The organism is Streptomyces sp. 3214.6 (genome assembly GCF_900129855.1).
Classification (GTDB): Bacteria; Actinomycetota; Actinomycetes; order Streptomycetales; family Streptomycetaceae; genus Streptomyces; species Streptomyces soliscabiei.
Genome location: NZ_LT670819.1, coordinates 6302709 through 6327376, shown reverse-complemented (window position 1 = coordinate 6327376; position 24668 = coordinate 6302709). Strand labels below are relative to the sequence as shown.

23 protein-coding genes are annotated in these 24668 nt (G+C 71.7%); 8 read left to right on the top strand and 15 right to left on the bottom strand.

Features of this window, described 5'->3' with window-relative positions; genetic code table 11:
- Positions 1-14: 14 nt before the first annotated feature.
- The 3 genes from B5557_RS28615 to B5557_RS28605 all read right to left on the bottom strand — a co-directional run bounded on the left by B5557_RS28615 (position 15) and on the right by B5557_RS28605 (position 1863).
- Positions 15-827: a chaplin gene (locus B5557_RS28615; protein WP_173877865.1), complete on the bottom strand. Its 813-nt coding sequence runs from the start codon at positions 825-827 to the stop codon at positions 15-17.
- A gap of 130 nt (positions 828-957) precedes the next feature.
- Positions 958-1185: a chaplin gene (locus B5557_RS28610; protein WP_079662152.1), complete on the bottom strand. Its 228-nt coding sequence runs from the start codon at positions 1183-1185 to the stop codon at positions 958-960.
- Between the two features lie 267 nt (positions 1186-1452).
- Positions 1453-1863, bottom strand: coding sequence for a rodlin (locus B5557_RS28605; RefSeq protein ID WP_079662151.1), 411 nt, complete (start codon positions 1861-1863; stop codon positions 1453-1455).
- Positions 1864-2093: 230 nt separating this feature from the next.
- On the opposite strand from B5557_RS28605, the gene B5557_RS28600 reads away from it, so the two are divergent.
- From B5557_RS28600 to B5557_RS28590, 3 genes are all read left to right on the top strand, one after another.
- Positions 2094-2504, top strand: coding sequence for a rodlin (locus B5557_RS28600; RefSeq protein WP_079662150.1), 411 nt, complete (start codon positions 2094-2096; stop codon positions 2502-2504).
- 104 nt (positions 2505-2608) lie between these two features.
- The gene (locus tag B5557_RS28595) at positions 2609-3640 is read left to right on the top strand and encodes an LCP family protein (RefSeq protein WP_079662149.1); all 1032 of its coding nucleotides are present in this window, start codon (positions 2609-2611) and stop codon (positions 3638-3640) included.
- Between the two features lie 128 nt (positions 3641-3768).
- Positions 3769-4176: a rodlin gene (locus B5557_RS28590; RefSeq protein ID WP_079662148.1), complete on the top strand. Its 408-nt coding sequence runs from the start codon at positions 3769-3771 to the stop codon at positions 4174-4176.
- Between the two features lie 80 nt (positions 4177-4256).
- Here the strand turns inward: B5557_RS28590 and B5557_RS28585 are convergent, their stop codons facing one another.
- The 8 genes from B5557_RS28585 to iolC form a co-directional block, all read right to left on the bottom strand.
- Positions 4257-5759, bottom strand: coding sequence for a vWA domain-containing protein (locus B5557_RS28585; RefSeq protein ID WP_079662147.1), 1503 nt, complete (start codon positions 5757-5759; stop codon positions 4257-4259).
- Between the two features lie 147 nt (positions 5760-5906).
- A complete protein-coding gene (locus B5557_RS28580; protein ID WP_079662146.1) occupies positions 5907-6761 on the bottom strand; it encodes an ABC transporter permease in 855 nt (284 codons plus the stop codon).
- On the bottom strand, positions 6758-9409 hold the full coding sequence (locus B5557_RS28575) for an alpha/beta fold hydrolase (RefSeq protein WP_079662145.1): 2652 nt from the start codon (positions 9407-9409) through the stop codon (positions 6758-6760). The genes B5557_RS28580 and B5557_RS28575 overlap by 4 nt, the downstream gene beginning before the upstream one ends.
- A 272-nt stretch (positions 9410-9681) precedes the next feature.
- The gene (gene mmsA, locus B5557_RS28570) at positions 9682-11184 is read right to left on the bottom strand and encodes a CoA-acylating methylmalonate-semialdehyde dehydrogenase (protein ID WP_079662144.1); all 1503 of its coding nucleotides are present in this window, start codon (positions 11182-11184) and stop codon (positions 9682-9684) included.
- A gap of 14 nt (positions 11185-11198) precedes the next feature.
- The gene (gene iolD, locus B5557_RS28565) at positions 11199-13076 is read right to left on the bottom strand and encodes a 3D-(3,5/4)-trihydroxycyclohexane-1,2-dione acylhydrolase (decyclizing) (protein WP_079662143.1); all 1878 of its coding nucleotides are present in this window, start codon (positions 13074-13076) and stop codon (positions 11199-11201) included.
- Positions 13073-13885 (bottom strand): 5-deoxy-glucuronate isomerase, encoded by an 813-nt coding sequence (iolB, locus tag B5557_RS28560; RefSeq protein WP_079662142.1) that lies wholly within the window; start codon positions 13883-13885, stop codon positions 13073-13075. Before iolB ends, iolD begins: the two co-directional genes overlap by 4 nt.
- A 7-nt stretch (positions 13886-13892) precedes the next feature.
- A complete protein-coding gene (locus tag B5557_RS28555) occupies positions 13893-14804 on the bottom strand; it encodes a Cgl0159 family (beta/alpha)8-fold protein (RefSeq protein ID WP_079665053.1) in 912 nt (303 codons plus the stop codon).
- 50 nt (positions 14805-14854) lie between these two features.
- Positions 14855-15805, bottom strand: coding sequence for a 5-dehydro-2-deoxygluconokinase (gene iolC / locus B5557_RS28550; protein WP_079665052.1), 951 nt, complete (start codon positions 15803-15805; stop codon positions 14855-14857).
- A gap of 201 nt (positions 15806-16006) precedes the next feature.
- Here iolC and B5557_RS28545 point away from each other — a divergent pair, with 201 nt between their 5' ends.
- A complete protein-coding gene (locus B5557_RS28545) occupies positions 16007-16924 on the top strand; it encodes a sugar phosphate isomerase/epimerase family protein (RefSeq protein ID WP_079662141.1) in 918 nt (305 codons plus the stop codon).
- A 152-nt stretch (positions 16925-17076) separates the two neighbouring features.
- Here the strand turns inward: B5557_RS28545 and B5557_RS28540 are convergent, their stop codons facing one another.
- Positions 17077-18657, bottom strand: coding sequence for an IS1182 family transposase (locus B5557_RS28540; protein ID WP_079657897.1), 1581 nt, complete (start codon positions 18655-18657; stop codon positions 17077-17079).
- Positions 18658-18739: 82 nt separating this feature from the next.
- Between B5557_RS28540 and B5557_RS28535 the strand changes: the two genes are divergently transcribed.
- Complete coding sequence (locus B5557_RS28535) at positions 18740-19243, top strand: hypothetical protein (RefSeq protein ID WP_079662140.1); 504 nt, start codon at positions 18740-18742, stop codon at positions 19241-19243.
- Here the strand turns inward: B5557_RS28535 and B5557_RS28530 are convergent.
- Together B5557_RS28530 and B5557_RS28525 are read right to left on the bottom strand one after the other, a co-directional pair.
- On the bottom strand, positions 19210-19926 hold the full coding sequence (locus tag B5557_RS28530; protein WP_079662139.1) for a response regulator: 717 nt from the start codon (positions 19924-19926) through the stop codon (positions 19210-19212). The two genes, B5557_RS28535 and B5557_RS28530, sit on opposite strands and share 34 nt — an antisense overlap.
- Positions 19923-21239 (bottom strand): sensor histidine kinase, encoded by a 1317-nt coding sequence (locus B5557_RS28525; RefSeq protein ID WP_159424442.1) that lies wholly within the window; start codon positions 21237-21239, stop codon positions 19923-19925. Before B5557_RS28525 ends, B5557_RS28530 begins: the two co-directional genes overlap by 4 nt.
- A gap of 144 nt (positions 21240-21383) precedes the next feature.
- Here B5557_RS28525 and B5557_RS28520 point away from each other — a divergent pair, with 144 nt between their 5' ends.
- The 3 genes from B5557_RS28520 (at position 21384) to B5557_RS28510 (ending at position 23550) form a co-directional block, all read left to right on the top strand.
- Complete coding sequence (locus tag B5557_RS28520) at positions 21384-21950, top strand: class I SAM-dependent methyltransferase (protein ID WP_079665051.1); 567 nt, start codon at positions 21384-21386, stop codon at positions 21948-21950.
- Between the two features lie 103 nt (positions 21951-22053).
- The gene (locus tag B5557_RS28515; protein WP_079662137.1) at positions 22054-23013 is read left to right on the top strand and encodes a helix-turn-helix domain-containing protein; all 960 of its coding nucleotides are present in this window, start codon (positions 22054-22056) and stop codon (positions 23011-23013) included.
- A 336-nt stretch (positions 23014-23349) separates the two neighbouring features.
- The gene (locus B5557_RS28510; RefSeq protein WP_079662136.1) at positions 23350-23550 is read left to right on the top strand and encodes a helix-turn-helix transcriptional regulator; all 201 of its coding nucleotides are present in this window, start codon (positions 23350-23352) and stop codon (positions 23548-23550) included.
- Positions 23551-23586: 36 nt separating this feature from the next.
- Here B5557_RS28510 and B5557_RS28505 read toward each other — a convergent pair whose 3' ends face one another.
- Complete coding sequence (locus tag B5557_RS28505; protein WP_079665050.1) at positions 23587-24630, bottom strand: zinc-dependent alcohol dehydrogenase family protein; 1044 nt, start codon at positions 24628-24630, stop codon at positions 23587-23589.
- Positions 24631-24668 lie beyond the last annotated feature (38 nt).

Here is a 24668-nt window from a genome sequence, read left to right as displayed (position 1 = left end):
GGCACCCGGCACGTTCAGCGACGGGACGCTGCCCTGCCTCGCCGGTACAGGACGGCGCCGCCCCCGATGAGCAACGCGCTGACACCCGAGGCGCCCAGCAGAGCCGCACTGTCACCGCCGGTGTGCGCCAACTCCGGCGGGGTGTGCGTGCCGCCGCCGGGAGACGGGGACGAGTGCTCCCCACCGGGCGGAGCACCACCACCGCCGCCGGGAGGCGGAGACGAGTGCCCTCCGCCGGGAGGCGGGGTCGGGTGACCGCCACCGGGCGGGGGCGTCACGTGACCGCCGCCCGGCGGCGAAGTCGTGTGTCCCCCGCCGCCGCAGGTATCGCCATAGCCCCCGCAGTCCTCACCCGGACCGTGGCCCCCGTACCCGGAGTCGCCATACCCGGAGTCCCCGTACCCGGAGTCGCCATACCCGGAGTCCCCGTACCCCTGGTCCCTATACCCGGAGTCCCTATACCCGGAGTCCCCATACCCGGAGTCGCCATACCCCTGGTCCCTATACCCGGAGTCGTCGTGCGCCTGGTCGCTCTGGCCGGGGGTCGCGGGGGCCGGGGCGTCGTCGTTGTGCCGGGTTTCGTGGGGGCGGGGTTTGTGGTCGCCGGAGTGGTTGGCGCAGGTGTTGCCGAAGGCGGGGTCGAGTGCGGCGACGACGTCGACCGAGTTGCCGCACACGTTCACCGGGATGTCCACCGGCGCCTGGACGGTGTCGCCCGACAGGACTCCGGGCGAACCCTTGGCGGCGCCGTCGGCCTGCGAGTCGGCGAGGGCGTAGCCGCCCCCGCACAGGGACAGAACGCTCGTCGCGGCTGCGGCCGCGACCATTCCCCTGCTCAGGGTCTGTCGCAATCTCGTTGTCTTCCTGCTCGGAGAAGTGGGAAGAGCCGGCCTCGGACCACACGGAGTCGTCCAAGACCGGCCCTCGCCCCAGCCGTACAGCTGGTGTGTCGCGTCGTCAGTCGTTGATGCAGACGTTGCCACCGGTCGGGTTCAGCAGCGCGATGGCGTTGATCGAGTTGCCGCACACGTTGATCGGGATGTGGATCGGGATCTGGACGACGTTGCCCGACAGCACGCCGGGAGAGCCGATGGCGGCACCGTTGGCATCCGCGTCGGCGAAGGCGGGAGCGGCCACGCCCAGCGCCAGGATCAGACCCGCGACAACAGCAGCGCTCTGCTTCATGAGTTTCCCTTCTCTGCGGTCACGCCTGGATGACGGTCGAAACTGAGCGAGACGACTGGAACGGCTCGCACCATGACTCGCAGGCTGCAAACGAGAGATAGACATTCGAAGAAACTCAGGAACGCGCGTCGCCGAGGAATTCACTCGAACGCCTTCACATGATTGATGCGTCAGGCCCACTGGAGAAGAAACGCTTCTCCGCACAGACCGCCGCCGGACGGCCCGCCGGAAACGAACGGGCGGTCCGACGGACAGCAGCGGCGAACGTCAGCGGTTGGCCACACCGTTGCCCGAGAGCGCGGAGATGTCGTCCAGGATGTGCGACAGCGGCTCGTCACCCTTGGCCTGGGTGGAGTTCTCGGCGCACTGCTGGTTCTGCGGGGAGGACAGGACGTTGATGTCCTGGACGTTGATCGGGACGGCGCCGACGAGGCCCTGCACGCCCACCTTGAGGGGCAGACCGACACACAGCTTGTTCAGCGAACCCTGGACCAGGGTGGCCTGCGGGCTCATGTTGCCCTTGGTCACCGAGTTCCCGAACGCCTCGTGCGCCCCGTTGCCGCTGGCGGAGGTGGTGCCCGCGTCATCCCCGATGGCAAGCGCCTGGGGGGCGACCGCCGCGGACATACCGACGACGGAAGCGGCGACCGCCGCCGCGGCCATTGCCTTCTTCAGCATTTCGCTATTCCTTTCCCTGTCCTGGCTCCCGGCCAGGACCATGTGCCTGCCACCGAACCAACCGGGCGCGCCCGGATTGGTTGCGGTCCTTCACCCGATCGGTTTTCCCCATCCGGCCGAAGGGGGGTTCGCCTCAATAGGCCATCGGAGTGAAAAGGGGCAACCAGACAGGGGGCAGGGAGTTAATCAGCACGCTCCGGTGGACGGGGTTCTCACGAAGGGACTTACAAGTGATCAAGAAGGTACTGGCCACCGCTGCGGTCGCCGCTTCCGCCGTAGGCGCCTCCGCCGTCGTAGCAGCCCCGGCGCTCGCCATCGGCAACGACAGCGGCACCACCTCGGCCAGCGGCAACGGCGCGTACCAGGCGTTCGGCAACTCCGCCACGTACGGCAACATGAGCCCCCAGTTGGCGCTCATCCAGGGCTCCTTCAACAAGCCGTGCATCGGCCTGCCCGCCAAGGTGGGCCTGCAGGGCCTCCTCGGCGCCGTCCCGATCAACGTCCAGGACATCAACGTCCTGTCCTCCCCGCAGAACCAGCAGTGCGTCGAGAACTCCACCCAGGCCAAGGGCGACGAGGCCCTTTCGCACATCCTGGACGACATCGCCGTGCTCGCGGGCAACGGTGCGGCCAACCGCTGAGCCGACGCGCTGAACGGGTTCTTTTCCTGAGCCCCGGGGTGGTTTCTCCGCCCGGACAGCGGGCCGCCGAATCATCGGCGGCCCGCTGTTCTAGCGTGCGGCGGATGACGAGGAAGAGAAACCTTTGGCCACGTCGGCTGGCGATTCCCGGAATCGTCCTGGCCGCCGCCGGCGGGCTGCTCGGCAGTTCGGCGCTGCCCGGCCGGGAACCCGCTCCGCGCGCGATGAACATCCTGCTGATGGGCACCGACGAACGGGACACCACCAGCGCGGCCGAGCATCACGAGTTCCACGCCGGCGGTCAGCCCTGCGGCTGCTCGGACGTCCTGATGCTGGTCCATCTCTCGGCCCGCCGGGACCGCGTCAGCGTGATCGGTGTGCCCCGCGACTCCGCCGCGGAGATCCCGCCGTACCGCGCCGGGGCGGGCGGCGTGAAACGGCCCGCCCATCCGGCGAAGATCAACGCGGCCTATCAGGAGGGCGGCGCGGAGCTCGCGATCCGGACCGTCGAGTCGATGACCAAGCTGAGCATCGACCGGTTCGTCCAGGTGGACTTCCGGCGGTTCATCGACAGCGTGGACGAGGCCGGCGGCGTCGAGGTGTGCACACCGCGGCGGCTCAAGGACTCCGCGACCAAGCTCGACCTCGCACCCGGCACGCACCGGCTCCGCGGCGGGCAGGCTCTGCAGTACGTCCGCTCGCGCCATGTCGACGACAGTGCCGACCTGGGCCGGATCCAGCGTCAGCAGCGGTTCCTCGTCCAGGCGTTGCGGGGGCTCCAGGCGGGCAGGCTGCTCACCGACCCGGCGCGCACGCGGCACCTGGTGCGCACGCTGCTCGGGTCGGGCCCCCAGGGCTTCAAGGTCGCCGAGCTGGTGAAGCTGGCGACCGTACTGCGCAGGGTGCCGGCCTCGGCGACGGAGTTCACGACCGTGCCGATCTCCGGGTTCACCCCGCCCGAGCTGGGCATCGGCGCGGCGCTGGTCTGGGACCGGAAGCGCACGGACGCGCTCTTCGCGCAGGTGCGCGAGGACCGGCCGCTGGTGGCGAAGGGGGCGGACCCGGTGCCGAACGACCCGCCGACCGTCCTGGGCAGCACGGTGGCGGTGCGCGGGAGCTCGTACGCGTGCGCGTGAGGGGCGCGCCGCCGTCGCACGCCATGCGCTGGGCCGATCGGGGCACAGCACGCAACCCCGGGCGGCGGCGGCGCGTTGGTGATCACGCAGCTCCTCCCCCGGAGTCCGCCTTTTCGAAGGGAACGAACATGAAGAAGCTGTGGGCAACCGCGGCCCTCGCCGTCTCCGTCGCCGGTCTTGCGGTGGTGAGCGCGCCCCAGGCCCTCGCCATCGGTGACGACAGCGGCACCACGTCCGCCAGCGGCAACGGCGCCTCGTCGGAGTTCGGCAACTCGGCCACCTTCGGCAACAAGAGCCCGCAGCTCTCGCTAGTCCAGGGTTCGCTGAACAAGCCGTGCATCGGCCTGCCCGCCAAGATCGGCCTGCAGGGCCTCGTCGGCGCCGTCCCGATCAACGTCCAGGACATCAACGTCCTGTCCTCCCCGCAGAACCAGCAGTGTGTCGAGAACAGCACCCAGGCCAAGGGCGACGAGCCGCTGTCGCACATCCTGGACGACATCTCGGTCCTGGCGGGCAACGGCGCGGGCAACCACTGAGCCACCCCCTGACGTACCGCGACGGCGGGTCACCGGTTCTCCGGCGGCCCGCCGTTTCGCGTGTCGTCGTGGGTGCGGCCCTAGACGCCGAGTCGGCGTGCGCGGCCGATCGCGGCGGCGAGGTCGCTCACCTGCTTGTCCTCGGTTTTCCTGGCCAACGCGTCGGCGCGGTCGGCGAGTTCGGACAGGCCGGGGGCGTCCGGGAGGCGGTGGTCGCCCTCGCGCAGGGCGTCGGCGAAGTAGGCGGCGGTGGCGGTGACCTGGAAGCGGGCGGACGCGTCGGCGAGGTCGTCGTGCAGGGCGCCGGTCTCCAGCTGGCCGGTGGTCTCGTGCGGGGTGCGGGTGTCGGGGTCGAGCCAGCGGACGGTGGCGGTGGCGAGGTGGCCGTCGGCGCCCGGCTTGGTGCGGACGGCGTAGAGGGCGGTGACCGTGTGGCCGGGGCCGATCTCGCCGCCGTCGACGCGGTCGTTACGGAAGTCGTCGTCGGCGACGCGGCGGTCGTCGTAGCCGACGAGGCGGAAGTCGGCGACCGTCTCGGGGTCGAAGGCGACCTGGGCCTTGGCGTCGCGGGCGGTGAGGTCGACGTTCTGCGGGAGGTCGGTGGAGAAGACCTTGGTCGCGTCGTCCTCGGTGGCGACGTAGGCGGTGTGGCCGTCGCCCTTGTCTGCGAGGCGTTCCATCAGGGCGTCGCCGTAGTCGCTGCCGACGCCGACGCCGAAGAGGGTGATGCCGTGTTCGCGGCGGGCGGTGTCGATGCGTTCCAGGATGGCGTCGGGGTCGGTGTCCCCGGTGTTGGCGAGGGCGTCGGAGATGAGGACGACGCGGTTGGTAGCGCCCTTGCGCAGCCCCTCGACGGCGGTGGCGTAGCCGGTCTCTACGCCGGCGCCGAGGTTGGTGGAGTCGTCGGGTTCCAGGCCGCCCACGGCGTCATGGACGCGGTCGCGGCCGTGGTCGCCGAGGCGGGTCATGGGCAGGACGGTCCTGGCCTCGCCGCTGAAGGTGACGATCGCCACGGAGTCGTCGTCGCGCAGGCGGTCGGTCATCGTGTCCAGGGAGGACTTGGCCAGGTCCAGGCGGCCTGGTTCGCCCATCGAGCCGGAGACGTCGATGACGAAGGTGAGGGCGGCGGGCGGGCGTTCGCCCTGCTTCTTGGCGGTGCGGGTGGCGAGGCCTACGCGGACCAGGGACCAGTCGTCGTCGCCGGTGCGGGCGCCGTCGACGGTGACCGAGAACCCGTTGCCGTCGGGGCGTTCGTAGTCCTGGCGGAAGCTGTTGACGAACTCCTCGGGGCGGATGGTCGAGGGGTCGGGGCGGCGGCCGTCGGCGAGGGTGCGGCGGGCGTAGCCGTAGGACGCCGTGTCGACGTCGAGGGCGAAGGTGGAGAGGTGGTCGGTGTCGACCTTGTCGTTCTCGGCCGCGTCGTCCTCGGTGCCGCGGGGCGCGCTCGGCGCGGGGAAGGCCTTGCCGCCCCGCGCCCCGTCCGAGGCCTTGCTGCCGCTGGAGTCGCCCGCGCCGCAGCCGGTGAGGAGCAGGGCGGCGGCCGCAGTGAACGCGAGCAGTCGTGGCGTGCGGTGCGTCTTCATGTCCTGTGCCCCCTGTTTCCGTCGACGTCTGTGACTGTGACTGTGACGGGGCAGGGGGCCGGAACGTGCGCCACGGGGTGTTTCGGATATGTCTCGAAGTGGGCACGAAGGCCCGCCTTCGAGACCGGTGGGTGATCCTCCGGTGACCTAGGAGACGACGTCCTTGCGGGCGAAACCGCGGAAGGCCAGGGCGAACAGGACCAGGGCGTACGTTACGGAGACGGCGGTGCCCTGGATCATGCCGGACCACTCGGGGGTGGGCTGGACGGCGTCGGCCCAGGCGAACTGCCAGTGGGCGGGCAGGAAGTCGCGCCAGTCGCCGAGGGCCGTGACGGCGTCCAGGACGTTGCCGACGATGGTCAGGCCGACCGCGCCGCCGACCGCGCCGAGGGGGGCGTCGGTCTTCGTCGAGAGCCAGAACGCCAGCCCCGCGGTGACCAGTTGGGAGACGAAGACGTACCCGACGACGACCACGAGCCGTCCGGCCGCCGTGCCCGAGTCGAGCGAGCCGCCCGTGGGGAGTTCCAGTGGGCCCCAGCCGTAGGCGGCGGTGCCGACGGCGAGGGCGACGACCGGCAGCAGCACCATCGCGGCCAGGCTGAGGCCGAGGCCCACGACGAGCTTGGACCACAGCAGGCGGGCCCGGGGCACGGGCGCGGCGAGGAGGTAGCGCAGGGAGGACCAGCCGGCCTCCGAGGCGACCGTGTCCCCGCAGAACAGGGCGACCGGGATGACGAGCAGGAAGCCCGCCGACACGAACAGGTTGACCGCGGCGAAGTTGGCGCCGGACGCGGTGGCCGTGTCCATCAGGGTGACCTGGCCGTTGCGGCCGCCGGGCTCGCCGCCGATCGCGAACGCGATGAGCAGGACGAACGGCAGGGCGGCGAGGATGCCGCCCATGACCAGCGTGCGGCGGCGCTTGAGCTGGCGGACCAGTTCGACGCGCAGCGGCAGGGTGCGGCCTGCCTGGTAGCCGGAGGCGACCTCGGTGAGCGTGCTCATGCGGAACCTCCGATCAGGGTGAGGAAGGCGTCCTCCAGGCGGCGGTGCGGGCCGACCGAGGTGACCGGCACGTCGAGCCGGACGAGTTCGGCGACCAGGCGCTGGGCGGTGCCGTCGGCGCCCAGGCGGACCAGCAGGCCCTCCTCGGCGGGGGCCGCGGAGGCCACGCCGGGCAGGGCTGCGATCTTCTCGACGATCGGCTCGTCCACGGGGGTGGCGGTGCCGACGAGGAGGGTGTCGCCGGAGCCGACGATCTCGGCGACCGGGCCGGCCTGGACCAGTTTGCCGCGGTCCATGACGACGAGGTGCGTGCAGGACTGCTCGACCTCGGACAGGAGATGGCTGGAGACGATCACCGTGCGGCCGGCGGCCGCGTAGCGGATCATCACCTCGCGCATCTCGCGGATCTGCGGCGGGTCGAGGCCGTTGGTCGGTTCGTCGAGGATGAGCAGGTCCGGCAGGCCCAGCATGGCCTGGGCGATGGCCAGGCGCTGGCGCATGCCCTGGGAGTAGGTGCGCACCGCGCGGGCGAGGGCGTCGCCGAGGCCGGCGATCTCCAGGGCTTCCGCGAGGTGGGCGTCCTCGGCGGGGCGGCCGGTGGCCTGCCAGTACAGCTCCAGGTTCTCCCGGCCGGTGAGGTGCGGGAGGAAGCCGGCGCCCTCGACGAAGGAGCCGACGCGGGACAGGACGGGGGCGCCCGGGCGGATGGCGTGGCCGAAGACGCGGATCTCGCCGTCGTCGGGCTTGATGAGGCCCATCAGCATGCGCAGCGTCGTCGTCTTGCCCGCGCCGTTCGGGCCGAGCAGGCCGAGGACCTGGCCCTTCTCGACGCGGAAGGAGAGGTCGCGGACGCTGTAGCGGTCGCCGTTCGCGTACTTCTTGCTCAGGTCGGTGATCTGCAGCGGGACCTCGGCGAGCGCCGGGTCGGGGGCGGGCATGGCGGTGCGGCGGCGGGCCGTCAGCAGCAGGGCCAGCGCTACGGCCGCGCCCGCGAGGGGCAGCCACCACACCCAGGACGGGAGGGGGGCGGCCGCGGTCGTCACGGCCGGGGCGGTCGGGACCTTGAGGTCGCCCTTCAGGGACACGGTGTACGTCGCTGGGGTCACCGGGGAGGCGTAGCCGAGGTCGGTGGAGGCGAGGACCAGGCGCAGGCGGTGGCCGTCGTCGACCTTGTGGTCGATCGCCGGGAGCGTGATCGTGACGTCCTTGCCGGCCTTGGCGCCCTCGACGCGGACCGGGGCGACGAGCTGGGAGGGCAGCACCTGCTGGGTGCCGTCGGCGCCGACGTCGTAGACCTTGGCGAAGAGGACGGCCTGGTCGGACGTCGACCTCACGTGGACGGTGACCGTCGGGGAGCCGGTGACGCGCAGGTCGCCGGTGACCGGCGCGGAGTCGAAGGCGGCGAACTGGCCGGGGAAGTCGAGGGAGACGCCGACGCCGAGGGAGGACAGCTGGGAGAGGCCGCCGCCGCCGAGGCCGGGCAGGGCGGAGACGGCGGGCGGGCTCGCGCCGGCCGGGTTGGCGAAGGACTGCTCCTCGCGGCGGCCGGTCAGCTCGAAGGTGCGCCCGCCGCTCTCCAGGCCGGGGTAGCTGTCCGCGCTCGCGCCCCTGAGCAGGGCGGCGCCGTCGGTGGAGTCGACTCCTCCGGTGCGGGTGACGCGGAACGCGGGGCCGGTGTCGGCGGACTTGTCGTCCTTCAGATACCGGTCGAACCAGGACCGCACCCGGTTCTGTACGCGGCTCGCCTCCAGATCGCCGCCGTCGTGGCCGCCCGCTATCCAGTCGACGTCGACGGGCGCGCCGTTCGCGCGGATCGCCTTCTCGGCGGCGTCGGACTGGGCGAGGGTGAAGAGGGAGTCGGTCTGGCCCTGGATGAGGAGGGTGGGGACCTTGATGCGGTCGGCGACGGCCGACGGGGAGCGCTCTTCGAGCAGCTTGCGGGCGGCGGCGTCGGGGGCGCCGGACTCGGCCACCCGGTCGTACATCGCGGCCAGCGCGGGTTCGAAGTGGGTCGCGCCGCCGCCGGTGTTGAAGAAGATGCCGGCCCACAGCTTCTTGAAGACGCCGTCGGGGAACAGCGCGTCCGCGAGGTTCCAGTAGGTGATCGAGGGGGCGATGGCGTCGACGCGGGCGTCGTACCCGGCGGCGAGCAGGGAGATCGCGCCGCCGTAGGAGGCGCCGGCCACACCGACGCGCGGGTCGCCGGCCTTGTCGAGCTGGACCTGCGGCTGCTCGGCCAGCCAGTCGATCAGCTTCGAGACGTCGGCGACCTCGCCCTTCGGGTCGTTCAGGCCGATCTTGCCGGTGGACTCGCCGAAGCCGCGCGCGGACCAGGTCAGCACCGCGTATCCGTCGCGGGCGAGCTTCTCGGCCTGCTGCCGGACGTCGTCCTTGCTGCCGCCGAAGCCGTGCCCGAGGAGGACGGCGGGGCGGCGCCCCGAGCCGCCGGCGGTGAAGTAGGAGGTGTCCAGCTTCACCCCGTCCACGGCCATCAGCCGGTCGGCGCGGTGTACCTGCGGTGCGTCGTCGGAGGCGACGGCCGCCGTCCATGTGCCGGCGCCGGCGAGTACGACGACGGCGGCCCCGGCGGCCAGTAGCCTCCGGGGCCCCCGAAGCAGCCCTCGCAGACGGGGCGGTCGAAGATCCATGCTTCAACGGTACGGGGTGAAACTGTCGGGGAGTTGTCGACCGGGGACCGAACCGCGGGCCCTCCCCGGGGCGTAGGCGCCCCCGTCTGCGTACTCCAACCGCAGTACCGGACCTGCGCAGGACGCGGACATGTCAGTGTGGCCCGCTAGAGTCGCCGGGTCACAGGGCGACAATCGACCAGTCCCGGATGGGGAAGTTCAAGGACGCCCTCGGCGACGACAGACACGACGGTGCCCCGCCTCCCCTCGGAGAGGCAGGGCACCGTACCGCCTCAGTGGTTGCGCGGGAAGCCCAGGTCGACGCCTGCGGGGGCGTCGGCCGGGTCGGGCCAGCGGGTGGTGACGACCTTGCCGCGGGTGTAGAAGTGCGTCCCGTCGTTGCCGTAAATGTGGTGGTCGCCGAAGAGCGAGTCCTTCCAGCCGCCGAAGCTGTGGTAGCCGACGGGGACCGGGATCGGGACGTTCACGCCGACCATGCCGGCCTCGATCTCCAGCTGGAAGCGGCGGGCCGCGCCGCCGTCCCGGGTGAAGATCGCGGTGCCGTTGCCGAAGGGGGAGCTGTTGATCAGCGCCACGCCCTCTTCGTAGGTGTCCACGCGGAGCACGCACAGCACCGGGCCGAAGATCTCGTCCTGGTAGGCCTTCGCGGTCGTCGGCACCTTGTCGAGGAGCGAGATGCCGATCCAGTGGCCGTCCTCGAAGCCCTCGACCGTGTGGCCGGTGCCGTCGAGGACGACCTCGGCGCCCTCGGCCGCCGCGCCCGTCACGTACGACGCCACCTTGTCGCGGTGGACGGCGGTGATCAGCGGGCCCATCTCGCTCGTCGGGTCGTTGCCCGGACCGATCTTGATCTTCTCGGCGCGCTCGCGGATCTTCTCCACCAGCTCGTCGCCGATCGCGCCGACCGCCACGACCGCGGAGATCGCCATGCAGCGCTCGCCCGCCGAGCCGTAGGCGGCGGACACGGCGGCGTCGGCGGCCGCGTCCAGGTCCGCGTCCGGGAGGACCAGCATGTGGTTCTTCGCGCCGCCGAGGGCCTGGACCCGCTTGTGGTTCGCGGAGGCCGTGGTGTGGATGTAGCGGGCGATCGGGGTCGAGCCGACGAAGGACACCGCCTTGACGTCCGGGTGCTCCAGCAGGCGGTCGACGGCCACCTTGTCGCCGTTGACGACGTTGAACACGCCGTCGGGCAGACCCGCCTCGGCCAGCAGCTCGGCGAGCTTGAGGGAGGCCGACGGGTCCTTCTCGGACGGCTTCAGCACGAACGTGTTGCCGCACGCGATGGCGATCGGGAACATCCACATCGGGACCATCGCCGGGAAGTTGAACGGCGTGATGCCGGCGACGACGCCCAGCGGCTGGCGGATGGACGAGACGTCCACGCGGCTGGCCACCTCGGTCGACAGCTCGCCCTTCAGCTGCACGGTGATCCCGCACGCCAGGTCGACGATCTCCAGGCCGCGTGCGACCTCGCCCAGCGCGTCGCTGTGCACCTTGCCGTGCTCGGCGGTGATCAGCTCGGCGATCGCGTCCCGGTTGGCGTCCAGCAGCGCCCGGAACTTGAACAGGATGGTGCTGCGCTTGGCCAGCGAGGACGTGCCCCAGGTGGCGTAGGCGTCCTTGGCGGCGGCCACGGCCGCGTCGACCTCGTCGACGGTCGCGAACGCGACCTTCGTGGTGACCGCGCCGGTCGCCGGGTCGGTGACGGGTCCGTAGGTACCCGACGCGCCCTCGACGGGCTTGCCGCCGATCCAGTGGTTGACGATCTTCGTCATGACCGAGTACTCCTTCACAGATGGTGGCGTCGGGTAGAGACGTGCCGTTCGTACAGCTCTCGTGCCTTCACCGCGGACGGTCGGGTCGCGGTTTCGGCGACAGGTACATCCCACCAGGCCTGCGCCGGCGGCGGGCCCGACACAGTGTCGGCCGTTTCGGTCTCGACGTAGACACAAGTGGGAGTGTCGGCGTGGCGTGCCTCGGCGAGGGCCTCGCGCAGTTCGCGGACGGTCTTCGCGCGCAGCACACGCATGCCCAGGCTCGCCACGTTGGCGGCCAGGTCGACGGGGAGCGGCGCGCCCGTGAAGGTGCCGTCCTCGGAGGTGAAGCGGTACGCGGTGCCGAACCGCTCACCGCCGACGGACTCCGAGAGCCCGCCGATCGAGGCGTAGCCGTGGTTCTGCACGAGCAGGATCTTGATCGCGATCCCCTCCTGCACGGCCGTCACGATCTCCGTCGGCATCATCAGATAGGTGCCGTCGCCGACCAGCGCCCAGACGTTGCGCTCGGGAGCGGCCAGCTTCACGCCGATCGCGGCCGGGATCTCGTACCCCATGCAGGAGTAGCCGTACTCCAGGTGGTACTGGTCCCGGGAGCGCGTCCGCCAGAGTTTGTGCAGGTCGCCGGGGAGCGAACCGGCCGCGTTGATGATCACGTCGGACTCGTCGGCGAGGGCGTCGAGCGCGCCGAGCACCTGCGACTGCGTCGGACGGACGTCGGGCTCGTCGGCCTCGTAGCAGGCGTCGACGCGCTGCTCCCAGCGCTCCTTGTCCTCGGAGTACTCGCTGACGTACGCGTCCGTGACCCGGTGCTCGTGCAGTTGGAGGGCCTCGGTCAGCTCGCCCAGGCCGCTGCGGGCGTCCGCCACGAGGGGCAGACCGCCGAGCTTGTGGCCGTCGAAGGAGGCGATGTTGAGGTTGAGGAAGCGGACGCCGTCGCCCTGGAACAGGGTGCCCGACGCCGTGGTGAAGTCGGTGTAGCGGGTGCCCACCCCGATGATCAGGTCCGCGGTGCGGGCGAGTTCGTCGGCGGTGGCGGTGCCGGTGTGACCGACGCCGCCCACGTCCTGCGGGTGGTCGTAGCGCAGGGAGCCCTTGCCGGCCTGGGTGGACGCGACCGGGATGCCGGTTGCCTCGGCGAACTCGGCGAGAGCCTCCTCGGCGCGGCTGTGGTGCACGCCGCCGCCCGCGACGACGAGCGGACGCCTGGCCGACCTGATCGCCCGGACCGCCTCGGCGAGTTCGGTGGGGTCGGCGCCCGGACGTCGTACGGCCCAGGTGCGCTCGGCGAAGAACTCCTCGGGCCAGTCGTACGCCTCGGCCTGGACGTCCTGGGGCATCGCCAGGGTGACCGCGCCCGTCTCCACGGGGTCGGTGAGGACGCGCATGGCCTGCAGGGCGGCCGGGATCAGGGCCTCGGGCCGGGTGATCCGGTCGAAGTACCTCGACACCGGGCGCAGGGAGTCATTGACCGACACATCGCCCGCGTAGGGGACCTCCAGCTGCTGGAGGACCGGGTCGGCGACGCGGGTCGCGAAGATGTCGCCGGGCAGGAGCAGGACCGGCAGGTGGTTGACGGTGGCCAGGGCGGCGCCGGTGACCAGGTTGGTCGCGCCGGGGCCGATGGACGTCGTCACGGCGTGCGTGGACAGGCGGTTGGACTGGCGGGCGTACCCGACGGCCGCGTGCACCATCGACTGCTCGTTGCGGCCCTGGTGGAACGGCATGTCGTCGCCGTACTCGATCAGCGCCTGGCCGAGGCCCGCGACGTTGCCGTGGCCGAAGATGCCCCAGGTCGCGCCGATCAGCCGCTGCCGTACGCCGTCGCGCTCCGTGTGCTGGACGGCGAGGAAGCGGACGAGCGCCTGGGCGACCGTAAGCCTGATGGTCATCGGTAACCCTCCGTGTGGTCCGGGTGGAAGCAGATCCGCCACTCCCGGTTCTCGCCGGGTCCGGCCATGACGTTCAGGTAGTACATGGCGTGCCCGGGCTGGGCGATCGACGGGCCGTGCCAGCCGTCGGGGACGAGGACGGCGTCGCCGGAGCGGACCTCGGCGAGGACGTCGGCGCCGCCCTCGCGCGAGGGGGACACGCGCTGGTAGCCGAAACCGTGCGGGCCGTCGATCTCGAAGTAGTAGATCTCCTCGAGCTCGGCCTCCTCGCCCGGCCGGTGCTCGTCGTGCTTGTGCGGCGGGTACGAGGACCAGTTGCCGCCCGGGGTGATCACCTCGACGGCGATCAGCTTGTCGCAGTCGAAGGCGTCGGCGGAGGCGAAGTTGCGCACCTGGCGCAACTGGGTGCCGCTGCCGCGCTCTTCGACGGGGACCTCCGGCGCGGGGCCGTAGCGGGCGGGGAGTTGTCGCTCGCACTTCGCTCCTGCCAGGGCGAAGCGGCCTCCCGCGCCGGAGGCGATCGTGACCCGGGCGTCGCGGGGAACGTACGCGAAGTCGGTGACCGACGCGAACACCGTTTCCCTGCCCAGGAGTTGGAACTCTTCATTCGCGGTCTGCACCGTACATCCGCCCTCCAGCGGAAGCACGATCCACTCGCTGTCGCCGGTGGTGAAGAGGTGTGTGCCCCCGGGCTCCAGCTCGATGATCCGCAGGCTGCTGTAGGTCCAGCCGGCCCGCTTCGGGTCGATGTCGAGGACGTGGTCGGCGTCGGCGGTGGTGCCCTTCGGCACGTACAGGTCGTTGCTCATGCGGCCCTCACAGCAGTCCTACGGCGGTGTCCACGGCGGCGGCGACGTCCCCGTCCGCCGGGTACAGCAGCGAGCGGCCGACCACCAGGCCCCGGACGGTGGGGAGTTGCAGCGCGCCGCGCCACTTCTCGTACGCGCCGTCCTGGTCGCCGCCGACCTCGCCGCCCAGCAGGACGGCGGGCAGCGTGGAGGTCTCCATGACCTCGGCCATGTCGTCGGGGTTGTCGGTGACGGGGAGCTTCAGCCAGGTGTAGGCCGAGGTGCCGCCCAGACCCGAGGCGATCGCGATCGATCTGGTGACGGCCTCGGCGCTGAGGTCGTTGCGCACCTTGCCGTCGGGGGTGCGCCGGCTGATGAACGGCTCGACGAAGAGGGGGAGTTTACGGGCGGCCATGTCGTCGATGGCGCGGGCCGTGGACTCCAGGGTGGTGAGGGAGCCCGGGTCGTCGTAGTCGATGCGCAGGAGCAGCTTGCCCGCGTCGAAGTTCAGGCGCTCGATGTCCTCGGGGCGGTGACCGGTGAAGCGGTCGTCCAGCTCGAAGACGGAACCCTGGAGGCCGCCCCGGTTCAGCGAGCCCATGACGACCTTGCCGTCGAGGGCGCCCAGGAGCAGCAGGTCGTCCAGGATGTCGGCGGTCGCGAGGACGCCGTCCACGCCGGGGCGGGACAGCGCGAGGACCAGGCGTTCGAGCAGGTCGGCGCGGTTGGCCATGGCCAGCTTGCGGTCGCCGACGCCGAGCGCGCCCCGCCCCGGGTGGTCGGCGGCGACGATCATCAGCCGGCCGGAGTCGCCCACGAGCGGCCTGCGCGGGCGGCGGGCGGCCGCCTTGGCGATGGCCTCGGGGTGCCGCGTGCGCAGCCGGACGAGCTCGGCGACGTCCACCGTCGGCAAGTCGCTCCGGCGGGGTCCCACCGTCATGCCCACACACCCCGTGTCGTCGATCTCGTCCGTGGCCCCACGACGCCGCTTCACAGGACCGCTCCGGCGGCGATCGCGTCCTCGATCTCGACGGGCGTCGGCATCGCGGAGGAGCACTCCAGCCGGGAGGCGACGATGGCGCCGGCCGCGTTGGCGTGGCGCATGGTCTTCTCCAGGTCCCAGCCGGCCAGCAGGCCGTGGCAGAGGGAGCCGCCGAAGGCGTCACCCGCGCCGAGGCCGTTGAGGACGGTCACCGGCAGCGGCGGGACCTCGGCGGACTCGCCCTTGCTGTTGACGGCCAGGACGCCCTTGGGTCCCTGCTTGACGACGGCGAGCTCGACTCCCGCGTCCAGCAGCGCCTGCGCCGCCGCCCGCGGCTCGCGCACACCGGTGGCGACCTCCACCTCGTCGAGGTTGCCGACGGCGACGGTGGTGTGTTTCAGGGCCTCGGTGTAGAACGGGCGGGCCGCGTCCGGGTCGGACCAGAACATCGGCCGCCAGTCGAGGTCGAAGACCGTGGTGCCGGCCTTGGCCCGGTGAGCGAGGGCGGCGAGGGTCGCCGTACGGCTCGGCTCCTCGCTCAGGCCGGTGCCGGTGACCCAGAAGACGCGGGTCTCGCGGACCGCGTCGAGGTCGAGCTCATGGGCGTCGATCTCCAGGTCCGGCGCCTTGGGCTGCCGGTAGAAGTACAGCGGGAAGTCGTCCGGCGGGAAGACCTCGCAGAAGGTGACGGGTGTCGGCAGGCCGGGCACCGAGGTGACCCAGCGGTCGTCGACGCCGAAGCCGCGCAGCGCCTCGTGCAGGTAGACGCCGAAGGGGTCGTCGCCGGTACGGGAGATCACCGCCGTGTCCCGGCCGAGCCGCGCGGCGGCGACGGCGACGTTGGTGGCCGATCCCCCCAGGAACTTCCCGAAGGACGTGACCTGCGGGAGTGGGACGCCCGTCTGCAACGGATAGAGGTCCACTCCTATCCGCCCCATGGTGATCAGGTCGTACGCCATCGAGTTCCCTTCGTATCGGCTCGTCCCCGTGACGCCGCTCATGACGCCGCTCGTGACGCCGCTCGTGGCGCGTCCCGGCCCACGTCCCCGTATCGGCTCTCACGGCTTTGTAGCCCCGGTCGGCCGACCCTGTCAATGTTTTGTCCAGACATTCGGACCAGCCCTTGACACCCCCTTCGGGGAGACCGCACCCTGACGCCCATGACGTCGTTGTCACCTCAGTCCTCACTTTCCCGTATCCGGGTCGGTTCGGCCCCCGACAGCTGGGGCGTCTGGTTCCCGGACGATCCCGCCCAGGTTCCCTGGCAGCGCTTCCTCGACGAGGTCGCGCAGTCCGGCTACGAGTGGATCGAGCTCGGCCCCTACGGGTACCTGCCGACCGATCCCGCAGTCCTCACCGAGGAGACGTCGAGGCGTGGCCTGAAGGTGTCGGCGGGCACGGTCTTCACCGGGCTGCACCACGGCGAGGCCGTCTGGGACAAGACCTGGGCGCACGTCGCGGACAACGCCGTGCTCGCCCAGGCCATGGGCGCCAGGCATCTCGTCGTCATCCCGTCCTTCTGGCGGGACGACAAGACCGGTGAGGTGCTGGAGCCGGACACGCTGACGCCCGAGCAGTGGCGCAACCTGACCTCGCTGACCGAACGGCTGGGCAAGGAGGTGCGGGAGCGGTACGGGCTGCAGATCGTCGTCCACCCGCACGCCGACACCCACATCGACAGCGAGGAGAACGTCGTCCGGTTCCTGGACGGCACGGACTCCGACCTGGTCTCGCTGTGCCTGGACACCGGGCACTACGCGTACTGCGGCGGCGACAGCGTCAAGCTGATCGAGACGTACGGGGAGCGGATCGGATACCTGCACCTCAAGCAGGTCGACCCGGAGATCCTCGCGGACGTGCGGGCGAACCAGGTGCCGTTCGGGCCGGCGGTGGCGCGGGGCGTGATGTGCGAGCCGCCAGCGGGCGTGCCGGCCCTCGGGCCCGTCCTGGAGGCGGCCCAGAAGCTGGACGTCGATCTGTTCGCGATCGTCGAGCAGGACATGTACCCGTGCGAGCCGGACAAGCCGTTGCCGATCGCCCAGCGGACCCGGGCGTTCCTCCGCTCCTGCGGGGCGTAGCCACCTGGGGCCTGTCCGACGGATCGGGTCGCGAAAAAAGCAGCGACGCCCGATCCACCGGACAGGCCCCGACTGCTTAGGACAGGCCCTAGAAGGCTCATGAAGATCTTGGTGAGGGGCTGTCCGGCCGGAGGCCGGGCAGCCCCTGTTCGCTATGTGGTGGCCGGGGTGAGTCGCCAGCGGCCGCCAGTGTGGGTGAGTCCGAGGTTGATCAGTCGGCGGAGGTTGAGGGCGGCGGCTCGGGTGTGAAGCCAGGTGTTGTTGTTGATGGTTCCGCGGTAGCGGAGTCTGCGGTTGCCGTGCTGGACGAGCCAGGCGACGGCGCGTTCGACTGGTGGTCGCCAGCGGCGGTAGTCGGCTTGCCAGTCCGGGTCGGTGGCGGCCTGGCGGCGGGCGGCCGCTTGCAGGTCGTGGTGGGGGCGGATGGTCAGGATGCGGCCGGCCTTGGCCTTGGTGCACCGCTCGCGGAGGGGGCATCCGGTGCACAGGTTCCCGAAGGCCGCCTTGCGCTGGTTGTGCTGTCCGCCGGGGCCCGACAGGGCAACCGTATGCCCGGCGGGGCAGGTGACCGCGGAGGCGGCGGTGTCGATGGCGAAGTCGTCCAGGGTGAAGCCGCCGGGGACGGCGGGCCGCAGTGGGGCGGGCTTGAAGAACAGCCGGTGCCCCGCCTGGTGCAGGGCTTGGCGCATGTCGCCGGCGGAGTAGGCGGTGTCGCCGAAGGCGTCCACCGGACTCTCCTCGTCGGCCAGCAGATCCAGGCCGACGGTGGCCTCGTGGTGCTCGGCTCCGGCGCCGGGCCGCAGAGCCACGGCCGTGTATAAGCCGGTCTCGGGCTCGATGGCCAGGTGGGCTTTGTATCCGTCCTGCTGGTGGGTGCGGGTCTTGTGGATGTGGCGGGCTTCAGGGTCGACGGTGGACACGACGCGGCCCGGAGCGGTCCCCTTGCTGATGCGCCAGCGTCCGTCGCGGCCGTCGGAGTCCTCGGCCGGCTCCACGTCTTGTCCTGCGACCAGCGCCAGGATGCCGAGGGCGTTCGCGGCCTTCTCGTCCAACTGCTGGTCGGGCAGGTGGCCCAGCAGCCGCAGCACATCGGTGACCAGGGCGTCGACGAGTTCCGCGCGGGCCTGCTCGTCGTTCCAGGCGATGCGGGGTTTGCCGGGATCGGTGTAGTCGTGCGCGGTGCACTGCACGGCCGCGACCTCGGCGGCGCCGGGGACTTCGCGGATCACCGCACGGACGGCGGCGATCAGCTGGGTGACGGTGTCCTGGGTGGCCACCGCGTCGTCCAGCACCGTCGAGTCCAAGGCCCGCCGGTGCTTGCCGCCCAGGACACCGGTGGCCTTCACCACCTCGCGCACGGCCTCGAAGACGCGGTTGGGCCGGGCCGAGCAGGCCAGACGGCGGCGGAAGTAGGCCAGCAGAGACGGGTCAAACGCCAGGTCGTTCAGGCCCAGCCCGCACGCGGCCTTCCACCGCAGGTCACACCGCAGCTCCTGCACCGTCTCGAAGTCCGACAGCCCGTGCAGGGCCTGCAGCGTGATCGCCGCAGCCAGGATCTGCGGCGGCATGCTCGGCCGTCCATTCGCCGACGGGTACATGTCCGCGAACATATGAGCCGGGAACAGAGCACCACGGTGCTCGGCCAGAAACGCGAACACACTCCCCGCCGGAATCAACTCCCGGCACGTCTCCCACACATCCGGCCCGACCGTGTCCCCGGCCCATTCCCCCATCACCACGAAACGAGTCTGGCCCCACCGCTCACGCGGCGGGGCCAGAACCCCAAGATCTTCATGAGCCTTCTAGCCTGCGGGCGTGAACTACAGCGAACTCGAGGCAGACATACATCAGCTGATCGTCGGAGCCACCGAGGACGGCCTGCGCGCCTTCGGAGAGGAGACGGTCACTCGTCTGGTGCGGCCGGAGCTGCTCGGCGATGCGGCCGAGGACGAACTCACCGATGAGGCCCGGGCCACACTCGCCGCCGTCTGCGCAAACGTCCTGACGATCAGCGCCGCCGAGCTGCACGACAAGCTGGCGACGGTCTATGACGGCATCCTGGTCGATGACGGCCTGGACACCGAAATCCTCACTGTCATCAGCGCGTTGGAGCATTGGAAGAGCTTCTTGGAGCAGAACCTGCGCGGTGAGCTCTACGAACTCGCGATCCGTTCCATCGAGGATGTCGACTACGAGGTCTCCGCCGATCTCGACGACTTCCTCGCGACACCGGAGATGGCCGCCGAGTACGAGCGCATCCGCCGGCTGCTGGACCCCGGCGCCGGTCAGTCCCCGACCCGTACCAGTCCGCTCTCGTAGGCGAAGATCACCGCGTGGACACGGTCGCGGAGGCCGAGTTTGGTCAGGACGCGGCCGAGGTGGGTCTTGACGGTAGTCTCCCCGACGAACAGGCGGTCGGCGATCTCGCCGTTGGCCAGTCCCCGGGCGACCAGGGCGAGGACCTCTCGTTCCCGCTCGGTGAGCGCCGCCAGGCGGCTGCGCTGGGCGGGCACGGACGCGGGGGCGTTCAGCACGAACCGTTCGACCAGGCGCCGGGTGAGCGAGGGCGCCACCATGACATCGCCCCGCAGCACCGCCCGGACGGTCACCAGGATCTCCTCGGCGGGGGCGTCCTTGACGAGGAAGCCGCCCGCGCCGGCCCGCAACGCCGCGTAGGCGTACTCGTCGAGGTCGAAGGTGGTGACGACGAGGATCCGGGGCGCATGGGGCTGCGCGCACAGGTGCTCGGTCGCGGCGAGCCCGTCCAGACCGGGCATGCGTACGTCCATCAGGACGAGGTCCGGCTCCAGGGCGGCCACGCCCGCGATCGCCGCGTCGCCGTCGGCGGCCTCGCCGACCACGGTGAGGTCGGGCTGGCTGTCGACGACCATGCGCAGCCCCATCCGGATCAGCTCCTGGTCGTCGCAGATCAGCACACGGGACGATGACGAGGGCGGAGCGGAGGCCGGGGCAGGCGTCGGGGTCGGGGTCGGGTCGGTCATGAGGTCGCCGTGGTGGGCTCGGGCTCGGTGGGGCGCAGGGTGGCGGCGACCCGGTAGCCGCCGTCGGGCGTGGGCCCCGCGTCGACGCTCCCGCCGTACAGGGCGGTGCGTTCGCGCATGCCGGTGAGTCCGTGACCGGAGGAGAGCAGCGGCGCGGGGTGCTCTGCGGCGGCGGCTCCTCGCCCGGCTCCGGCCGAGTTCTCCACCCGGACGCGGACCAGCCGTCCGGGCCCCTGGGTCCCGGTGTCCACCCGTATGTGGATCATGGCGTCCGGCGGCGCGTGTTTGACGACGTTGGTGAGGGCCTCCTGCACGATGCGGTACGTCTGCACGGTGAGATCCGCCGGAAGGCCGCCGCGCTCTCCGCGAAGGTCCAGCCGGGCGCGCGTACCACTCGTGTTGAGGCGCCCGACCAGCCGCCGCAGATCGGCCGAGAGGGACTCGCCGGACCCGTCGGACTCGATGCACCCGACGGACTCGATGGAATCGGTGGCCCGTCCTGGACCGGGGCCGGAACCGGGGCCGGGGCCGTCGGCCGAGGCGTCCGCGTCGGGTGTGCGCAGTACCTCCAGCAGCCGACGCAGTTCGCCCAGGGCCTCACGGCCGGTCGCGCTGATGACGCCGAGCGTGCGGTCGACGACGGCGGGGTCGACATGCCGCATCAGCCTGCCGCCCTCGGCGTTCAACACCATCACGCTCATGCTGTGCGCGAGGACGTCGTGGATCTCGCGGGCGATGCGTGCCCGCTCCTCGGCGACGGCGACCCGGGCCAGGGCGATGCGCTCCGACTCGGCGAGCGCGGCCCGCCGCTCGAACTCGGCGACATAGGCCCGCCGGGCCCGGACGTACTCACCGAACACCCAGGCCCCGGCCAGCAGAAGCCCCACCGCGAGCGGGGTGAGCCAGGCACCGCGGGCGCCCGGGCCCCCGTAGTCCCGCTGCCACGCGGGAATCCACAGCAGTACGCAGACAGCGGCGCAGAGCACCGTCGCCGCGGCGGCGCGGCGCAGACCACGCACGGTGAGGGTGGCCAGGACCGCGGCCAGGGCGACGGCGCCCCGTCCCGGTTCCTGTCCCCACACCTGTCCGAGATACTGCGCCCAGAACGCCGCCGTCACCAGCGCCGCGACGAGCACCGGCCGACGGCGGCGCCACAGCAGGGGCAGCACCAGAGCCACGTACACGCCGGCCTGCACCCAGACCGGCCGCCAGCCCGGCTGCGGGCGGATCACCGGGGGCACGGCCACCAGCACGACCAGCAGGAGGTCCGTCAGCCACGGGTGGCCGCGGCGCAAGCGGGGCAGGGTCTCCATCAGCCGATGCACCACCTCACGCTACGGCCGGGGCCCGCTCCCCCACATCGTCCTGCGGGGCGTCACGGGGTCCTCCCGCGGTCGTACACGCACCGGCCGGGGATACGACGCGCGGCTCCCCGCGGCACTTCCAGCATGGCCGCCATGTCGATCACCACCGAGTTCCTCAGGCGGCCCCTCATGACCGGGGCCGTGGCGGCCAGTTCACGGCGGCTGGCGCACGCGATGACCGAAGGCATCGGTCTGGAACGGGCCCGGATCGTCGCCGAACTCGGCCCGGGAACCGGGGTGTTCACCGACGCCATCCTCGCCCGGCTCGCGCCCGACGCACGAGTCGTCGCGATCGAGCTCAACCCGGTGCTCGCGGCACGGCTGTCGGACACCCGCCGTGACACACGGCTGACCGTGGTGCGGGGTTCGGCCGCCGAGCTGGCCGCCGCGGTCGGCGAACCGGTCGACGCGGTGGTCTCCGGGCTGCCGTGGACGGTCATGCCCCGGGAACAGCGCGGGCGCATCCTGGACGCCGTGACCGAAGTCCTCGCGCCCGGCGGCCGGTTCACCACCTTCGCGTATCTGCATGCGGCCTGGACTCCGCCCGCCCGTCACCTCACCGCCGACCTGGCCTGCCGTTTCGGCCGGTTGGAGCGCTCAAAGGTGGTGTGGCCGAACCTGCCACCCGCTTTCGTACACCGGGCCATCCGAAAGCCCTGACCCCGAGCAGACCCACGCGCGCGAGGGCCACGACCGAGGCCCCCGCCCCCGTAGGCGCCGCGCCCCTGGGGAACCGCGCTCGCCGCTCCTAGCATGGGGACCCATGGTTGTCAGCGCCGTGCACGTGCGGGCGGGACAAGGGCCCGGCGGGTCCTGGGAGTTCGCCCTCGCCCTGCCCCATCCCCGGCTGCGGCCCGGGGTGATGAGTTATCGCGGGGTCCGGCTTGCCATGAACGGGCCCCGGCGTCGGCTGGAGACGCCGATCGGGGCCTCGACCCTGCTGCTGGGGTTCGGGGAACCCGTTCGCATCACGCGCGCGGGGCGGTCCCCGGACACGCTGGTGTCCGTGTACTGCGGGCCGACGACCACGCCGGCCGTGGGTGAGCACGGGGGGCGGATGTCGGGCATCGAGGTGCTGCTCGCGCCCTGGGCCGCGTTCACGCTGTTCGGCACCCCGCAGCACGAACTCGTCAACCGCACCGTGGATCCTGACGAGTTGCCGCACGCCTTGGGCTCGCCCCTCGGTGAACTCGCCGGTGCGCTGGCCGCGTTGCCGAGTTGGGAGCGGCGGTTCGCGTTACTCGACGAGGTGTTCGGCCGCTGGCAGCAGGCCGGGACGCCGGGTTCGCAGCGGGTGGCGCGGGCCTGGTCGCTACTGGTGCGCACGGACGGCGTGATGCCGGTTCCGCGGCTGGCCGAGGAGGTCGGCTGGAGCGTACGGCAGCTGGAGAGCCGTTTCCGGGAGCAGATCGGGCTCGGCCCGAAGGCGGCGGCCCGCGTGCTGCGACTGCAACGCGCCCGTCGGCTGCTCGCGCAGGGGCACAGCGCGGCGGAGACCGCGGCGCTCTGCGGCTTCTACGACCAGGCGCATCTGAGCGGTGAGTTCAAGGCGATGACGGGATGCACGCCCAGGGAGTTCACGCAGGCCAGGCGGCTCCCCGCGGCGGCGTCGCCGGTGGCGGACCGGGTGAGCGGCGAGGCGACGAGTCTGGTCCTGCCGGCCCCGCACGACGATTGGTCCGGACCGGGTGCGCATTTTTCCAAGACCCTGCGCGCCGGCTGAATACACGCTGGGGTCCTGCCAGTTGATCCGGTTGCTCCGGCTGCTCCGGGGGGACGGCGGGGAACGGGGTCGGGCCGGGCCTGTCGCAGCGGGCCCGGCCCGTCTCCTGTCGACGGGCACCACGTACGCCTTTGCGTCACTCGTGTCACAAAAACCCCTTTCTCGTCACACATGTCCCGTATCCGCGGGTCTTGCGTTACACATGGTCAACAGCCGCTTCCTCACCGTCACCGAGCGTCGTTCACGGGGCACAGGCTTGGTGATCGCCAGCGCGCGCCGGGCTCCCCCGGGCGGCCTCCCGGCCGCCGCCCCTTCGCGCGCAGGGAGGTGCAGCTCATGACCGACCGAAGGCTCTGGTCCTACAAGGAGATCGCGGCTCACATCAGGGTGCAGCCGGACACCGTACGGTCCTACCGCAAGCACGGGCTGCTGCCCCCGCCCGACCGTGTCGAGGGCGGCAAGCCCTTCTGGTACGTCGACACCGTCCGCGCCTGGGTCGCCTCCCGGCCGGGCAACCGGGGCCGCAGCTTCGACTGACCTCCACCGGGAGGCCCCGGGGACGGCGGTCGGCCCTCAGCTCCACGGTTCGACGACCGTCACCCCCGCTCCGGGCGCCGTCCCCAGTGCCGCCAGGGCGTCCGGGGCGGCGTCCAGGGTGATCGTCGACGTCACCAGGAGGTCGGGGCGCAGTACCCCCGTGCGGACCAGTTCCAGCATCCGCGGGTAGGCGTGCGCGGCCATGCCGTGGCTGCCCAGGATCTCCAGTTCCAGGGCGATGGCGCGGGCCAGCGGGACGGGGGTCGTGCCGTGCGTCGAGGGGAGCAGGCCGACCTGGACGTGCCGGCCCCGGCGGCGCAGGCCGTTGACCGAGGCGGCGCTGGTGGCGGGGGAGCCGAGGGCGTCGAGGGAGAGGTGGGCGCCGCCTCCGGTCAGCTCGCGGACCGCCTCCGCCGTGTCCGGCACCCGCGCCCCGTCCACGCACTGGGCCGCGCCGAACTTCCGCGCCAGGTCCAGCGCCGTCGGGGAGACGTCGACGGCGATCACCCGTGCTCCCGAGGCCGCCGCGATCATCACCGCCGACAGGCCCACACCCCCGCAGCCGTGCACCGCCACCCACTCCCCCGCGGCGACCCGGCCCTGCTGCACGACCGCCCGGAACGCGGTGGCGAACCGGCAGCCGAGGGAGGCGGCGGTGGCGTACGACAGGTCGTCGGGGATCGCGACGAGGTTCACGTCGGCGTGGTCCAGGGCCACGTACTGGGCGAAGGAGCCCCAGTGCGTGAACCCGGGCTGGGTCTGGTGCTCGCACACCTGGTGGTCGCCGGCGGCGCAGGCTCCACAGGTTCCGCAGGCGCACACGAAGGGGGCGGTGACCCTGTCACCGGGCTGCCACTGGCTGACGCGAGCGCCGACCGACTCGACCACGCCGGCGAGTTCGTGTCCCGGCACGTGCGGGAGTGCGATGTCCGGGTCGTGGCCCATCCAGCCGTGCCAGTCGCTGCGGCACAGGCCGGTGGCTTCCACGCGCACGACCACGCCGTGGGGGGCCGGTCGCGGGTCGGGCAGGTCACGTACTTCGGCGGGTTCACCGTATTGCTCGAAGACCACCGCTCGCATCTGTGCTCCCATCGCCGTTCTCGTCCGCGGGTTCCGCC

Coding starts and splice junctions, on each gene's coding strand:
- B5557_RS28575 (WP_079662145.1), bottom strand. CDS start 9,409: ATGGATCTTCGACCGCCCCGTCTGCGAGGGCTGCTTCGGGGGCCCCGG.
- B5557_RS28545 (WP_079662141.1), top strand. CDS start 16,007: ATGACGTCGTTGTCACCTCAGTCCTCACTTTCCCGTATCCGGGTCGGT.
- B5557_RS28530 (WP_079662139.1), bottom strand. CDS start 19,926: ATGACCGACCCGACCCCGACCCCGACGCCTGCCCCGGCCTCCGCTCCG.
- B5557_RS28515 (WP_079662137.1), top strand. CDS start 22,054: ATGGTTGTCAGCGCCGTGCACGTGCGGGCGGGACAAGGGCCCGGCGGG.
- B5557_RS28615 (WP_173877865.1), bottom strand. CDS start 827: ATGGTCGCGGCCGCAGCCGCGACGAGCGTTCTGTCCCTGTGCGGGGGC.
- B5557_RS28525 (WP_159424442.1), bottom strand. CDS start 21,239: ATGGAGACCCTGCCCCGCTTGCGCCGCGGCCACCCGTGGCTGACGGAC.
- B5557_RS28605 (WP_079662151.1), bottom strand. CDS start 1,863: ATGCTGAAGAAGGCAATGGCCGCGGCGGCGGTCGCCGCTTCCGTCGTC.
- B5557_RS28520 (WP_079665051.1), top strand. CDS start 21,384: ATGTCGATCACCACCGAGTTCCTCAGGCGGCCCCTCATGACCGGGGCC.
- B5557_RS28595 (WP_079662149.1), top strand. CDS start 2,609: ATGACGAGGAAGAGAAACCTTTGGCCACGTCGGCTGGCGATTCCCGGA.
- B5557_RS28590 (WP_079662148.1), top strand. CDS start 3,769: ATGAAGAAGCTGTGGGCAACCGCGGCCCTCGCCGTCTCCGTCGCCGGT.
- B5557_RS28505 (WP_079665050.1), bottom strand. CDS start 24,630: ATGCGAGCGGTGGTCTTCGAGCAATACGGTGAACCCGCCGAAGTACGT.
- iolD (WP_079662143.1), bottom strand. CDS start 13,076: ATGACCATCAGGCTTACGGTCGCCCAGGCGCTCGTCCGCTTCCTCGCC.
- iolB (WP_079662142.1), bottom strand. CDS start 13,885: ATGAGCAACGACCTGTACGTGCCGAAGGGCACCACCGCCGACGCCGAC.
- B5557_RS28555 (WP_079665053.1), bottom strand. CDS start 14,804: ATGACGGTGGGACCCCGCCGGAGCGACTTGCCGACGGTGGACGTCGCC.
- iolC (WP_079665052.1), bottom strand. CDS start 15,805: ATGGCGTACGACCTGATCACCATGGGGCGGATAGGAGTGGACCTCTAT.
- B5557_RS28540 (WP_079657897.1), bottom strand. CDS start 18,657: ATGGGGGAATGGGCCGGGGACACGGTCGGGCCGGATGTGTGGGAGACG.
- B5557_RS28580 (WP_079662146.1), bottom strand. CDS start 6,761: ATGAGCACGCTCACCGAGGTCGCCTCCGGCTACCAGGCAGGCCGCACC.
- B5557_RS28610 (WP_079662152.1), bottom strand. CDS start 1,185: ATGAAGCAGAGCGCTGCTGTTGTCGCGGGTCTGATCCTGGCGCTGGGC.
- mmsA (WP_079662144.1), bottom strand. CDS start 11,184: ATGACGAAGATCGTCAACCACTGGATCGGCGGCAAGCCCGTCGAGGGC.
- B5557_RS28510 (WP_079662136.1), top strand. CDS start 23,350: ATGACCGACCGAAGGCTCTGGTCCTACAAGGAGATCGCGGCTCACATC.
- B5557_RS28585 (WP_079662147.1), bottom strand. CDS start 5,759: ATGAAGACGCACCGCACGCCACGACTGCTCGCGTTCACTGCGGCCGCC.